The 14,113-nt window shown below is 56.2% G+C and carries 13 protein-coding genes and 1 pseudogene; 11 read left to right on the top strand and 3 right to left on the bottom strand.

Features of this window, described 5'->3' with window-relative positions; all coding sequences use genetic code 11:
- Positions 1–109: 109 nt before the first annotated feature.
- Positions 110–301, bottom strand: a complete 192-nt coding sequence (locus tag HAPAU_RS21090) for a hypothetical protein (protein ID WP_157078499.1) — start codon at positions 299–301, stop codon at positions 110–112.
- Positions 302–983: 682 nt separating this feature from the next.
- Between HAPAU_RS21090 and HAPAU_RS20075 the strand changes: the two genes are divergently transcribed.
- Complete coding sequence (locus tag HAPAU_RS20075) at positions 984–1,685, top strand: hypothetical protein (RefSeq protein WP_211263600.1); 702 nt, start codon at positions 984–986, stop codon at positions 1,683–1,685.
- Positions 1,686–2,161: 476 nt separating this feature from the next.
- Here the strand turns inward: HAPAU_RS20075 and HAPAU_RS15445 are convergent, their stop codons facing one another.
- Positions 2,162–2,515, bottom strand: a complete 354-nt coding sequence (locus tag HAPAU_RS15445; RefSeq protein WP_066384669.1) for an SHOCT domain-containing protein — start codon at positions 2,513–2,515, stop codon at positions 2,162–2,164.
- A gap of 326 nt (positions 2,516–2,841) precedes the next feature.
- Between HAPAU_RS15445 and HAPAU_RS15440 the strand changes: the two genes are divergently transcribed.
- The 6 genes and pseudogenes from HAPAU_RS15440 to HAPAU_RS22040 form a co-directional block, all read left to right on the top strand.
- A complete protein-coding gene (locus tag HAPAU_RS15440) occupies positions 2,842–3,195 on the top strand; it encodes a four-helix bundle copper-binding protein (RefSeq protein ID WP_066384584.1) in 354 nt (117 codons plus the stop codon).
- Positions 3,196–3,263: 68 nt separating this feature from the next.
- Entirely contained in the window at positions 3,264–3,977 is a 714-nt protein-coding gene (locus tag HAPAU_RS15435) for a DUF4396 domain-containing protein (RefSeq protein WP_245634169.1), read from the top strand.
- Between the two features lie 151 nt (positions 3,978–4,128).
- The gene (locus HAPAU_RS15430) at positions 4,129–5,151 is read left to right on the top strand and encodes a potassium channel family protein (protein WP_066384581.1); all 1,023 of its coding nucleotides are present in this window, start codon (positions 4,129–4,131) and stop codon (positions 5,149–5,151) included.
- 88 nt (positions 5,152–5,239) lie between these two features.
- Positions 5,240–5,626, top strand: coding sequence for a DUF302 domain-containing protein (locus HAPAU_RS15425; RefSeq protein WP_066384577.1), 387 nt, complete (start codon positions 5,240–5,242; stop codon positions 5,624–5,626).
- Positions 5,627–5,718: 92 nt separating this feature from the next.
- Positions 5,719–7,074 (top strand): multicopper oxidase family protein, encoded by a 1,356-nt coding sequence (locus HAPAU_RS15420; protein WP_084383792.1) that lies wholly within the window; start codon positions 5,719–5,721, stop codon positions 7,072–7,074.
- Positions 7,075–7,146: 72 nt separating this feature from the next.
- Positions 7,147–7,742 (top strand): annotated as a pseudogene (locus HAPAU_RS22040) (permease); the annotation flags it as partial.
- 88 nt (positions 7,743–7,830) lie between these two features.
- Here HAPAU_RS22040 and HAPAU_RS15410 read toward each other — a convergent pair.
- A complete protein-coding gene (locus HAPAU_RS15410; protein WP_066384569.1) occupies positions 7,831–9,234 on the bottom strand; it encodes a permease in 1,404 nt (467 codons plus the stop codon).
- Between the two features lie 373 nt (positions 9,235–9,607).
- Between HAPAU_RS15410 and HAPAU_RS15405 the strand changes: the two genes are divergently transcribed.
- From HAPAU_RS15405 to HAPAU_RS15395, 4 genes are all read left to right on the top strand, one after another.
- Entirely contained in the window at positions 9,608–9,850 is a 243-nt protein-coding gene (locus HAPAU_RS15405) for a hypothetical protein (RefSeq protein WP_245634168.1), read from the top strand.
- An 18-nt stretch (positions 9,851–9,868) separates the two neighbouring features.
- A complete protein-coding gene (locus HAPAU_RS22035) occupies positions 9,869–10,006 on the top strand; it encodes a hypothetical protein (protein ID WP_211263599.1) in 138 nt (45 codons plus the stop codon).
- Between the two features lie 777 nt (positions 10,007–10,783).
- A complete protein-coding gene (locus HAPAU_RS15400) occupies positions 10,784–10,981 on the top strand; it encodes a heavy-metal-associated domain-containing protein (protein ID WP_066384567.1) in 198 nt (65 codons plus the stop codon).
- Between the two features lie 495 nt (positions 10,982–11,476).
- Positions 11,477–13,483 carry a heavy metal translocating P-type ATPase gene (locus tag HAPAU_RS15395; protein ID WP_245634174.1) on the top strand — a complete coding sequence of 669 codons (2,007 nt, stop codon included), beginning with the start codon at positions 11,477–11,479 and terminating at the stop codon, positions 13,481–13,483.
- The last annotated feature ends 630 nt before the right edge of the window (positions 13,484–14,113 follow it).

Genomic DNA, 14,113 nt, shown 5'->3' with positions numbered 1-14,113 from the left:
AACCGTGTGCAATAACCGCTTTTCCCGGCCGGCCGCCTGTTGCACAAGGCACGAATGCCCACGAGTAGTCTTTACACTATTTTGGCTGTAAAATAATCTGACCTCGATATTACCATAGAGGGGGATCGGTCGATTCATGATGCGGACAGGCGACGCCCGGCAGACCAACATCCTGCGTACACGGCGAGCCGTCAAGACACTCTCGCGCACAGATTAGCTGACCGTCGTCGTCACGGGGCGGGCGATCGGGGGCGTCGTCGGCCTCAAGGCCGAACCCAGCGAGGACGTCTGTGTAACTCATACTCATGCCTACATTAGTCAATGTAACAACATAAGTATATACCCTCAAAAAACGTTAGAGGAACCCTAGTAAACTCTCTAACGGTGGTCCGGTGCCATAGAGGTTGCCGCGGTACCACCGACCCGGACCCGCTTTGGGCACGTGAGGCCACTTCGCGGCGAACCGATCACAAGCGAGTTCGACTAACTCGGTCCCGTCTTCGAATTCGATCATGACAAGATTATTTGGTAACTTGTTCGTCTACTGATTTGGCCTCGAAAACCACTCCGAATCGGAGAGGCCCCATGAACGGAAGGGCTAGGGGTGGGTATGCGTGCAGGCGGGAACCAATCAGGCTGCATTAATCTATAGATATTAATATATTAATTAATGAATTTATATTATTGGTTGCTAACTAATCAACAGGGATTTTACTACCCCCACACCCTCGGCTCATCCATTCCTATTCCTATTCCGGACCCCAAATACTAGGGTCCATCCGCCACATCAGACACCCCACCCAGAGGGACTCACGCAGTTCTTCGAGACCAAAGCCAACGGTGGGTCGCTGTAATGAGATCCGGATCGCGAAGAAAAAGATAAGCTACTAACAAGAGATAGAGTGTCTATGGAGAAACATTCTGAACGTGGAAATCACAAACCAGCGTCTCCTGCAGCAGACTATAGTAGGGGAGAACACGCCATGCCCAGCGGACTCTCGCTTGCTGCAAATGGCCTCCGGTTCGTGCCGGCTGAAACATGGTTTGAACTGGGTGTTCCAGCCACCTGGACGTTCGAAATTATCGATGACAACGGCGATATCGTCACCGTGTTTGAGGACTCGCACGGCGAACTGGCGCATCTGATTTTAGTTCGCCGGGATCTTACTGAGTTTCAGCATCTTCATCCGACCCTGGAGACGGATGGCACCTGGCGAATAGAGAATCTGGAGTTCTCTGAGCCGGGTGTGTATCGAGTATTCGTTGATATTGTCGTCGATAGTCGTCCGACAACACTCGGCCATGACGTATTTGTCCCAGGGGAGATGCCGGCGAAGACGCGGCCAGCTGCTTCACGGCAGGCCCAGTCTCAGAACTATAGGATCGAACTCCGTACAGACGAAATTGCCGCTGGCGAACATACACAGTTAATGTTTGATATTCGGGATGACGATGAACGTGTCCCACAGCTTAAGCCATATCTTGGGGCATTCGGCCATCTTGTTGCACTTCGAGACGGTGATCTCGCGTATCTCCATATCCATCCTGAAGAGACCGATCCAGAAAGTGGCCGTGTTGAGTTCGGTGCCCAATTTCCGACACCAGGACGGTACCGTCTATTCCTGCAAGCGAAACCAGACGGAAACCTGATCACCTCATCCTTCGATATTGAGATCGATCGCTGAGAGTATCTGATAGGTATCCTGACGCTCCCTAGAAACTCCCTTAGCCTCCAAGTTAGTCTGAAGACTGATACTTGTTTTCTCAGTATTACTGTTCTTCATCGCTGTGAGCGATTTATTCTACCGGTTTCGTCCACCTACACCAAGCACTTCTCCCTCGGTACTCACTTGTGTCGCTCACTCGTTGAGGAAGGGGGTTTCACACTACCGATTAGCTGAAGAAGGGTAATCGGAGCCATTCTAGTGAGACGACCAATTCCGTGCCGGCTATCGGGACAAGAGTGATCACTGTCGGGAGTATCGCACATAGTATGAGATATACATACAGACACTCTCCTAGATGCACGAGCGCAGGTGTTACTCGCGCTATTCCTTCGTCTCGTTGTCGCTCTCACTAACTACGAACGGGAGACAACCCAAGAGGTGAGGTTCTCAAGGTGGTCGAGATTCCACATTGTTCATAGCGTGGAAGATATCAATCAGTTTTCTCTCTGGAGACGTTCATGGCGTTGTTCAAATTCCTCTTCGGAGAGCTCCCCACGAGCATATGAGATACGCAGTTCTCTGAGCGCGGGATCTGTGTCTTGATCATTCGTTTCAAGGAATATCTTATAAATGATATAGCTGGTTCCGATAATTATGAGCAAGAGGAAAAACCACATAAGAAGCCCCATCCAACCCATCCCTGACAGACCACCCCATTGCCCCATTTGACCCCACATACCCATTCCCCACATCATAGGCATGAACAACACCATCATTAGAAGCGGCACGAGCAGTATGATAAAGCCAATGAGAAAGAAGAGGCGGACAATCGAACTATCGTTTGCCATCATATAGAAGTCAATATCCTAACTAATAATTCTTGTTCTCAAGATGGTAGTAGGGCCTTGTGATTTCTAATGAAAATAGATCCTGATCACCGATATCTGAAGCAGATTAGGGACTATTTCTGTACTCAATTGCCAATACACGAAGGATATTACTAATTTATAGTCCAACAATTAATATAATATATATTATTTGGCGATAAATATCCCTCCGTCCGAGATACAAGCACTTATAGCGGCGATTTAATATTCATAAGTTTCGCCCCTGTGCTCCCAGCAGCAGTGAAGGGGAAAACCAGGAAAAGAAGTACGTTGATTATAGAGATGCGATGGCACTCTCAGAGATCGACCACCTCACCGACGAAATGGAACAGTGTATCGACAGTTGTCTCGAGGCCGCCCAAGCATGCGAATGGTGTGCCGACGAGTGTGCTGATCATGGTGAAGACATGGCTGAGTGTCTCCGCCTCTGTCGGGACGTTGCCGACCTCGCGACCCAGTGTGCGCGGATGTGTGCGCGTGACTCGGCGTTCCACACCCAAACTGCCGAGCTGTGTGCTGAGGCCTGTGAGGCGTGTGCTGAAGAGTGCGGACAGCACGACCACGATCACTGCCAGCTGTGTGCGGAGGTCCTGCCCGAGTGCGCCGACGCCTGCCGCGAGATGATCGAGGCGATGGACTAACTCCGAACCGCACGTTTCACCACCCTATGTTTTTCCAACTGCTAGTCGCAGTCCTTCTTCAGGGGTCAGTGCTTCCACAGTGGCTCCTCGAGTTTGGACTGCGCATTGAACGAGCGTTCGAACCGGTCAGAGTAGTCCTCGAACCAATCCTCTCGGATCCGGTAGTCGCAGCCATTTGGGCGCTCCTCGTGATCACATCGCTGGGTGGCCTTTGGTGGGATCTCAGGACGAACAACCAGCCGCTCCCATCGATGATGAAGTTCGTGTGGACGCTCACCGTTCTCTATTCGGGACCAATCGGACTCGCCATCTACTGGTACACGGGCCGAACTCAGATCAGTCGTGATTCGTTCTGGCGACGGGGGTCTCGCTCAACCAGTCACTGTTATTCAGGCTGTGGTGCGGGTGAGATCGTCGGTATTACTCTCGCACAGGGCATTCTCGCGCTGAATACCGTCTGGGTCGTTCTGATCACGTTCGGCTTCGCATACCTGTTCGGCTACGGGCTCAATATTGGGCCGCTGATGCAGGAAGGCGAGAGTTTCCGGGAGGCCACGAAGGATGCCGTCTTCAGCGAAACGCCAAGTATCACAGTCATGGAAATCGCGGCTATCGGTACTGACCTGCTGTTGGCGGGTACTGCTGGAATTGGGAGTATCCTGTTCTGGATGGCGATGGCGTTCTCGCTGTCGATCGGGTTCATTGCAGCGTACCCGGTTAACGTCGGTCTGATCTCACTGGGTGTAAAAGAAGGGATGATGAATCCGCAGGAGATGCGGTAATCAGTTTGGAGGCGGATCAGATACTTGCACATCGCTCGATCATGAATAGAGGAACCCGAACCCTGCCGCCGAACCAAAGGATGAACGCCAGGCAACCCAGCGAAAACAGCCTAACAGAGAGATACGTAGACTGCCCCAGAGGGCACACAGGATGAAGTGGCTCTTTCTTGCCATCGGAATTGTCCTTCTTGTGAGCGCCGCGTCCGACTTGTTGTGGACGACACTGTGGGTCGAAGGCGGTGCTGGTCCGCTCACGTCCCGATTGATGGCCTGGACGTGGCGAGTGTTTCGGCGAGTCTGTCGGCAGAACTCGCGAGCCCTCGCACTCGCTGGACCGGTGATTTTCGTACTCACTCTTCTCGTCTGGATTACCCTCCTCTGGGGTGGTTGGACACTCGTTTTCGCTGGTGGAGAAAGCACAGTCATAGATACGATGAACAGGGGCCCGATCTCGTGGTCCGATCGCCTCTATTTCGCCGGCTACACGATGTTTACATTGGGGAACGGTGATTTCGTTCCGCGAGAGGGTATCTGGCAGTTCGTCACCGTCCTCGCGACAGGTAGCGGGATGCTCGTGGTCACGCTAACCGTCTCGTATACGTTGTCGGTCCTTGATGCGGTCACGCAGAAGCGCTCGTTTGCCAGCGGTGTGACCGGCCTCGGGACACACAGCAACGCTCTCGTTCGCACGGCGTGGGACGGTGAGGGGTTTTCCGGGCTCGATCTTCCGCTGGATACGTATGTCTCACAACTGAACACCCTGACCTCGAACCACAAGGCCTACCCGGTTCTTCATTACTTCTACAGTCAGCGGGCCGAACAGTCACCAGTAGTTGCGATTGCAGCCCTCGATGAGGCGTTGACGATATTTTGCTTCGGTATTTCCAAAGAGTACCGACCGAACAATGTGATTGTCACGAATGCCCGTTCGAGCGTCCAGAGCTACCTCGAGACGCTCCACAGCGCGTTCATACATCCTGCAGATGAGGCTCCACCGCCACCGGATCTCGGGCCTCTTCGTGAGAGCGGCCTTCCGACTACTACCAACGAGGCATTCCTTGCAGAGCTCGAGACGCTGACCAATCGTCGGCGCACATTGCTTGGCCTTATCAATTCGGATGCCCGGCAATGGCCCTCTAGCGAAATCCCTCCGGAAGAAGCCGAAAACGGGTAACTATGACAGTACCGATTGCTCCGAACCGATCGACTCCGAATCGCCTCTCGGCGCAATAGTGATTACTACCGAGGCTGTTATGTATAGTATGGGATATACTATACAAGAGAAGGTCGACGGCGAGTTCGATACGGTCGTCGAGAAGACGATGAATGCTCTGGAAGACGAAGGGTTCGGTGTCCTCTGTGATATCGATGTCCAGGCGACGTTCGCGAAGAAACTCGACAGGCAGTTTCGTCAGTATCGCATTCTCGGCGCGTGCAATCCCGAGCTTGCCTACGAGGGACTCGAAGACGAAATTGAGCTGGGAGCACTCCTTCCGTGTAATGTCATCGTCTACGAGACGGAGGAGGGAACAGTTACTGTGAGTGCAGTCGATCCGGATCAACTCGTCGGAATAGCCAATAACCCCGACCTTGATCCAATCGCTGAGGATGTCTCCGAACGATTCGAGCGGGTCCTCCACTCACTGTGAGCGACTGGTGGTCGGCTCCTCGTCGACGGTTCCTCCAAGCTCTAACCGGAGCGGGCGTGAGCGCTCTTGCAGGCTGTTCGACATTCGATGGGATGACGCCCGAAAGCGATCCTGAACTGGCGTCGCCGCGCTCACCACCCTCTGAGCCAGCCGATACGACCGCCACGTTGCGATCGACAGTTGGTACCGTTCAACCGAGCGAGGACGCAGCCAGTGACACCTGGCTTTACAACAATAAGTTTCCCGGTCCCGAACTTCGGCTGCCCGAAGGAGATGTGTTCGAAGTCGAACTAACCAACGACCTTCCCGAGGAGACGACGATCCATTGGCATGGAATCCCTGTCGCGAACGGGATGGATGGCGTTCCGGACGCTACGCAGGAACCAGTCGAACCCGGCGATTCATTCACGTACAAGTTCCGGGCAGAACCAGCGGGCACGTTCTTCTATCATAGCCACGTAGGCCTCCAGCTCGATCGTGGACTTCTAGCACCACTCGTGATCGAGGAGACCGAACCGCACGTCGAGTACGACCGTGAATATACTGTCGTTCTCGACGACTACCTGGAAGGAGAACCGCAACCACTCTCCAACACGGGCTCTACTGGAGGCATGGGTGGCGGCGGAATGGGTGGTGGATCAGGTGGAATGGGTGGTGGTATGATGGCCGATAGGCGACCAGACTATACCGGCCTTCTCCTCAACGGGCGCTTACCTGAAAACCCGCAGTCATTTACCGTCCAAGAAGACGAGCGTGTTCGTTTCCGTTTCATCAATGCGAGCAGTGCAACAGCCTTTGAAGTACAGGTCGCTGATCATCCTCTAACGGTTACGCATGCTGATGGACGCCCCGTTGAGCCGGTTACCGTCAGCTCGTTCGTCTTTGGATCCGGAGAACGGTACGACGCGATCGTCAATGCCGAAAATCCCGGATTATGGGAACTGCGCGCTACTGCTCTCGACGGCAATGAACCGCCAGCAACCGCCGTTCTCTCGTATGAAGGGAGCAGTGAGTCACAGTCACCGACCATTCCATCATCGGATGGACGACAACTGACGTATGGCGATCTTCAGGCGCTCTCACCGCTAGAGGGTATTGATGGAGAGCCGAATCGAACGTTCGATCTGACGCTGTCGGCGAGTCGTGACTCTGCCGAGTGGTTGATTAATGGAGAGGCATATCCCGACGCCGACTCACTTTCCGTTCGAGAAGGGGAACACGTTCAGATTAGAATGGAAAACCACAGTCCTGTCCTTCACCCGATGCACCTGCACGGACACTTCTTTCAAGTCGGGAACGCGGTTAAGGACACAGTTATGGTTCCTGGCCATATGGGTGAGGTGACGGTCGACTTCGTTGCTGACAATCCCGGAAGCTGGCTATTTCACTGTCACAATCTCTATCATCTTGAGGCCGGAATGGCCCGAGTGATACAATATATTGAATAATAATATCTGTTCAAGAACATTGATGAATACTAGCCAAAGATTCGTAAAATATCGAAGTCTAAATATCTACATATGGGTAAGGAATACGCGGTCCTCGCCGTCATCGTGCTCGTGACGATCGTACACGGTGTCCTCACACATCGAAGCCCTTGTGGCCGTTCTTCGTCGAGAGCACGCGCCAGTTTCTGACGACGACGGCCGCGATGGCGTGGATCAGGTAACGGGTGCTCGTGGTCGAGTTCGCCATTGGCGGCGGCGTCGAGGCCTGAACGTCCAACGAACAGGTCGCGGACCCACTTGGCGGCCACGGACGACGCGAGGTTGGCTACGGGTCGCTGTCCGGGTCGTCTCGTCGTCGTGCTCGTACAGCGTGATCGCGATCGCGAAGAGCCTCTTCAAAGAGGGTGGGTCGGCGGCCGCGACCATCGGCGCGTTCATGTTTACGTTGATGAACCTCGTCATCGAAATTGGCATCGTGATCTGCATCCTGCTGGGCTGGCAGCTCATTGTCGCGGACCTCATCAGTGGATTCATGCTGATCGGATTGATGACGTTCGGCTTCGTCTACCTCACGCCCGACGAGGTTATCGAGCAGGCCCGAGAGAACATCCGAGACGAGAACGATTCGACCGTCCAGAATCCCCGTCTGTGGGATGGAGGTCGACCCCGCTGGCGAGACAGTGCTGTACCCGCTTTGATCCTCTTAGACAAGACTCTGTTCAGCCTTGCCACGCGAACGGAGACCGGCTACAGTGTTCAGTGATGCTCATGTCCTTGGGAAGAACCCGCTCCTGAGACCTGCGGATGATGCTGAACAAACTCGGCGGGATTGTTCTCGAACGATCGCTTGCACTGATGCGAACAGAAGTAGTACGTCTCGCCGTCGTGGGTGAGACTCGGCCCGCTATCGTCGGTCCGCATCCCACAGACCGGGTCGCGATACTGGCCGGGTGCACCCAACCCTCGGCGATAGACATAAACGAGAAATCCAGAGAGAGCAAACGCAATGATGTTGAGGTAGAAGGTGTAGTTGAATTCGAAATACGTCTGTTCGGAGGCCGTCTGTCCGCCAGCGAGGTTCGGGACAATACTGAGTGCGTTGAATAACTCCTCCATGAGAAAGCCCGTGAATGCCATTGTCACAAAAAAGATGCTGAGGATGTACAGCATCACTTTCCAGCCGTAGTACTTCCGATAGACGTTCAGAACGGGAATCGTGATGAGGTCGGAATAGACGAACGCGATGACGCCGGCGAAGCTGACGCCACCGCCCCACAGCGCGACAGCAAAGGGGACGTTCCCAATGCTCCCGACGAAGCTGATGACAGCAATGGCCACGCCCATAATCGCGTTCTCGGCGCTCACGAGCAGCCCTTCGCCCTGAAGGAAGAGTGCATTCCAGACCCACTGTGGGACGAACACGATGACGAACCCCGAGATCAGAAAGCCCGCGACGACGTCCTTCCAGATCATCGACCACTCCTTGCGGTACTGGTTCCCGAGTTTGTACCATCCGCCCCACGAGAGCAGTTCGTCGCGCCACCCGCCGCTACTTGCGGCCTCCTGCTGATAGGTCTCCATACAGCCTTCCGAGCAGAACTTCAGTATCTCGCCTCCGTCGGTCACCAGCGAGTACTCGTCTTTGCCCTCCATCCCGCAGGTCGGGTCCTCGGTAATTTCTTGATTATGATCGCGCTGGTTCAGCTCTTGGCGAACCTGATCGAAGAGGTTCTCAGGGAGCGTCAGATGGACGAGCAGTGCCATTACGGCGATGAGAATGACACCGCCAAGGAGTTCCGCCACCAAGAATTCCCAGCCAAGGAGGATCAGGATCATCAGGCCGAGTTCGACGATGAGGTTCGTCGAGGCGAACATGAATGCAAGGACGTTCACCGCGTGCGCCCCCTTCTTGAATAAGCCCTTCCCGATAGCGACGGCCCCGAAGCTGCAGCCACTACTTGCGGCGCCGAACACCGTCGCCTTCGTGAGTCCACTCAGATTTTCCTCTCCGAGGACCTTGGCCATCCGCTCCTTGGAAACGTAGACCTGGATGAGGCTCGTGATCACCAGGCCCATGATGATCGCCCACGCGGCGGTCCAGAGGAAGCCGACGCCGATCCACAACGACTCAAGGAGTCCGTCGACGAGGGGAGCTTGCATATGTAGACTATCGCAGCCATCTGTTTTGTCGTTTGTTCTTAATAAAATAGGGCTGTAGCCACTCTTAACTGTGGATTCGAGGGTATAGTCAGTTCTCGGCTGTGATCTACCGATCGGAGATCGCGTTTCTGGTATCAACCACTGGTAGTAACTGGTTCCAGTCATCGACCGCTGCTAGCTCCTCTGATAGAGAAAGCGCAAAAACCAGGATGCCGTGTCGTCCTTTTCCATTCTATCCCCGTATTTCAGGCGAAGTGGCCCCTGCTTTCGAATAATAAGAGAAAATCGATTGAACGAGTCGGGCGTATCTCTCACCATGGGTACTACTACCATAGCCCAAGACGCGTATGAGATGGACTCGACTGGTCGTGTGATGCACCTCGATGCACTGGCGCTCGCCGGAGCGGCGGCTGCGGTCTCTACGGTCGTCATGCTCCTGCTCGGCGTGTTCGGTGCGATCGGCGTCTACGAGGGCGCGGTCGCGATGATGGAACAGTGGCACCTACTCTTCGAGCCGACCGTCGTCGGGACCGTGGCTGGTATGGTTGAGGCAGCGGTCAGCAGCTTCGTTTTCGTGTACGCCTTCGCGTGGCTGTACAATATCTTCGCGCGGTAGGAGACGATGGAGACATCCATGTACGGCACCGACAAAGCGGAGATCGTCATCGATGCCAGCCCCGAAGAGCACTACGGACCCGAATACGACACGCTCGACAACCGCCCGTGCGAGAGTGCGCCATTCCACCAGCGCGAAGAAGTCGCCAGGTTGTAGGCCGACCTGCACGGTCAGTTCCCCTACATCGATTATCCCAACGGGGCGGTCTGGACGGGGACAGCGTACTTCTCTCATTCACAGCTTGCCACCGTTCGAATCCCTCGTATGTGACTGACTGGCCGACAGCGTCGATGCGCCGACTGGGGCCCAGAGATACTGCCAGATGAATCGGTCGGAGACGAGCGTCGGAAACGCGAGAAGCGCCAAACCGACGAGCGTTCGACATCAGGATCTGGAAGATTTTGAGGTCGGTTTCGTCGAGGTCGCGCATAGTGAACCTACGGCGACGACTGAGTGAACTACTCCGACCTACTCCGGCGCTACGCGCTTTCGTTGAGGTCGGCGCTTCCTGTTTCTGCGTCGAAACTTGCACCCGAAGGCACAGCGGTTCCAGACTCCGCAGGCGTTTCCCTCGCTGGGCGGTTCAGAGTGAACCACTTCTACCGCATGCGACACTCCGGCCACACCAACCGATGCACGCTTGTTGTCGCATTTAAACAACGGTGGAACCGTGGTGAGTGTCTTCCTACCCCATACGGCCGCAGGGGTAGTACGCCTGCCGATTTCACGACTTCAGACGATAACGGCGGGTGTATCTCCTCCCTCCTCGCGGCTCCTTCGTCGCCGCTCGTTGAAGAAAGAGACTTACCCGCCTGCACCGCGAAAGCTAAAGGATCTTGACGAAATACATTCGTTTCCAAAGTTTAGGTCGCCTGTATCCCACTGGTTCGAAGGGAGAATCCGCATAAGAGAGGGGTGCGTACGTACTCGTGTATGTCGACGACCATTACCGTTGAGGGAATGACCTGCGGCCACTGTGAACAGACGGTCGAAGAGGCGCTTCACGGCGTGTCTGGCGTAACTGACGCCACCGCCGACCGTGAGGCCGAACAGGCGAGGGTCAATGGCGATGCTGACGTCACAGCACTCCTCCAAGCCGTCGAAGATACTGGGTACACCGCCCACACCTGAGAGCACCGGGAGCGTTCGCGAACGACCGCCCCGCCAATCTCCTCCGATCCGCTTCCCCCTGATCATACCACGTAGTATCAGGCCCCGGATAGAATAATGGGGAGCGACACTAATACTCAAGCCATGAGCAACCACCCAGATCACGAGCGTTCCCGGGTCTCTTTGCCGGAAATTCATTCCGAGGGACCCGTCTACTGCTGCCGTATTTGCCAGTTAGAAGCAGATAAAGGGATACAAGCGACAGTTTCCTCACCCGCCACAAAGCCATCTCACTCACCCGAGTACGCGAACCACGACCGGATGGGCGAAACCACCACGGAACCCAGAGATACCGACGAACACACACATCAGGATTACGAATCCGAGTCCGGACACAGTCACGCCGAGACCAACCACGCCTATACTGGAGAGGACAAACACGATCATAACGCACACGACCACGGGGGAGGGCAGGAAGATCAGGGGGCGCACACGGACCACACGGGCCACGAACAGATGTTCCGCCGGCGGTTTTGGGTGTCGCTCGTCCTCTCGATTCCGGTTATCTTCTTCAGCGAGTTCATCCAGGACGTCTTCGGTTACACCGCGCCGACGTTCCCAGGTAGTGTCTGGATCACGCCCGTCCTCTCGGTGATCATCTTCGCGTACGGTGGGGTGCCGTTCCTCTCGATGGCCCGGACAGAACTCAAGAACCGTGAGCCGGGGATGATGATGCTCATCTCGCTGGCCATCACCGTCGCGTTCGTCTACTCCATTGTGAGTCTGTTCCTTGAGGGAACGACGCCGTTCTTCTGGGAACTCGTCACGCTGATCGACATCATGCTGCTAGGCCACTGGATGGAGATGCGCTCGGTCCGGCAGGCTTCCGGCGCGCTCGACGAGCTGGCCAAACTCATGCCCGATACCGCCGAGCGCGTCACTGAGAGCGGCGACACAGAGGAGGTACCCGTCTCCGAACTCGGCGAGGGCGACGTCGTCCTCGTTCGCCCGGGCGCGAGCGTACCTGCGGACGGCGAAGTGGCCGAGGGGGAGTCCTCGGTCGACGAATCGATGATTACCGGGGAGTCCCGCTCTGTCGACAAGGAACCGGGGTCGGAGGTCGTCGCTGGCACGGTCAACCAAGACGGAAGCCTTCGCGTTCGCGTGACGAAGACCGGTGAGGAGACGGCGCTAGCGGGCATCATGCGCCTCGTCGATGAAGCCCAGCGATCGAAATCTCGGACCCAACTGCTCGCCGACCGCGCAGCGGGGTGGCTGTTCTACATCGCGCTCGCCGTCGCGGGCATTACGGCCATCGCGTGGGTCGTCACCACGGGGTTCAATATCACCGTCCTCGAACGCGTCGTGACCGTCCTCGTTATCGCCTGCCCCCACGCGCTCGGGCTCGCAGTTCCCCTCGTTGTCGCTATCAACACCTCGACTGCCGCCCAGAACGGGATGCTCATCCGTGACCGCATCGCCATGGAGGAAGCCCGGAACCTCGATACGGTGATGTTCGACAAGACCGGAACGCTCACGAAGGGTGAACAGGGGGTCGTGGGCGTCGAGATGGCGGGCGACTGGAACGAGGAGCGCGCGTTCGAGATCGCTGCGGGGGTCGAAAGCGACTCCGAACACATGATCGCTCGCGCCATCCGGAACGCCGCTGAAGAGCGGGGCGTCCAGCGAGCGGGCGTCTCGAACTTCGAGAACCTCCGCGGCCTCGGCGTCAGGGCGACCGTCGACGTTCGAGCGGGCGACGCGCTTTCGAACCAGCCGGAACCCGGTCCGGGTTCCAGTGACGGCGAGACGGTTCACCTCGGTGGACCCAACCTCATCGAGAAACTCGGCATCGAGCGCCCCGACAACATCGTCGCCTTCGCGGATGAGGCGGGCGCGAACGCACAGACCGTCATCTACCTCGTTCGGGACGAATCCGAGGTCGTGGCGGCGTTCGCCCTGGCGGACGTCATCCGCGAGGAGAGTCGGCGGGCCATCGAGGCGCTGCACGGGATGGGTATCGAGGTGGCGATGCTGACCGGCGACTCAAAGGACGTCGCGAAGGCCGTTGCCGAGGAACTCGGCATCGACCAGTACTTCGCGGAGGTGCTCCCCGAGGAGAAAGACACGAAGGTCGAAGCGCTCCAGTCAGAGGGGACACTGGTCGCGATGGTTGGCGACGGCGTTAACGACGCCCCCGCACTCACGCGAGCCGACGTCGGCATTGCCATCGGTTCCGGGACCGACGTTGCCATCGAGTCGGGTGACATCATTCTCGTCGACAACAACCCCCTAGATGTGGTGCGGCTCATTCGCCTGTCGAAGGCGAGCTATCGGAAGATGCAGGAGAACCTCGTCTGGGCGACCGGCTACAACGTGTTCGCGCTACCGCTGGCCGCAGGGATCCTCGCCCCCATCGGCATCCTCCTGTCGCCGGCCATCGGCGCGGTGTTCATGTCGCTCTCGACGGTCATCGTCGCGATCAACGCCCGACGACTCAAGGGGGTCAATCTCTCGGCATGACGACACTGATCGTCCGGGGACTAGGGGTCGGTCGGTCATACGATTGCGGGGGAACTGGCCACTGCTTCTGACGACCTGAGCGCAGTGATCATCGCTGGTCGCGACGGACGCAGCCGATCGCTGTTGCTATCGAATTCGTCGACCACGTCTTTAGCATCGCGTTTGACCTCTAAGAGGCGGACTCGTACGCTCGTGTTCGTGAAGAGGCCGACGAAATGTGCGTGGATCAGTTGGAGATGACTCTCGAGGCGTGTCTCGAACGGGGGGTCGACTACGTCAACGTTCCGGCCTCCGATGAGTTCTTCCGCCGGGGGACGATGAACGAACTGGTTCCAAGACAGAAGGCTCCACCAGCAAGGTACCCTAGCCATGACAGTAGATGTCTCCAGTCAAAGAGAGAAATGGATACGACGGGGACCAGAGACCGAGATAGACGAAAACAGATCCTACAAAAAGATAACCAAAAAACAACTCATTGAGACAAGTAAAATAGGAATCGATACCCGAACTCCAGTGACACAAACGCGTTCGATACTCTCTACGACCCGAGCACTAACTGAGTGCTTCGGAGGCTCGAATTCATCTGAACGAGTTGGGGAGTCATTTGTAACTACTTTCGCAAAGATCCAA

Origin of the sequence: Halalkalicoccus paucihalophilus, assembly GCF_001593955.1 — an archaeon.
Taxonomy (GTDB): domain Archaea; phylum Halobacteriota; class Halobacteria; order Halobacteriales; family Halalkalicoccaceae; genus Halalkalicoccus; species Halalkalicoccus paucihalophilus.
This window is presented reverse-complemented; position numbering and strand designations above follow the sequence as displayed.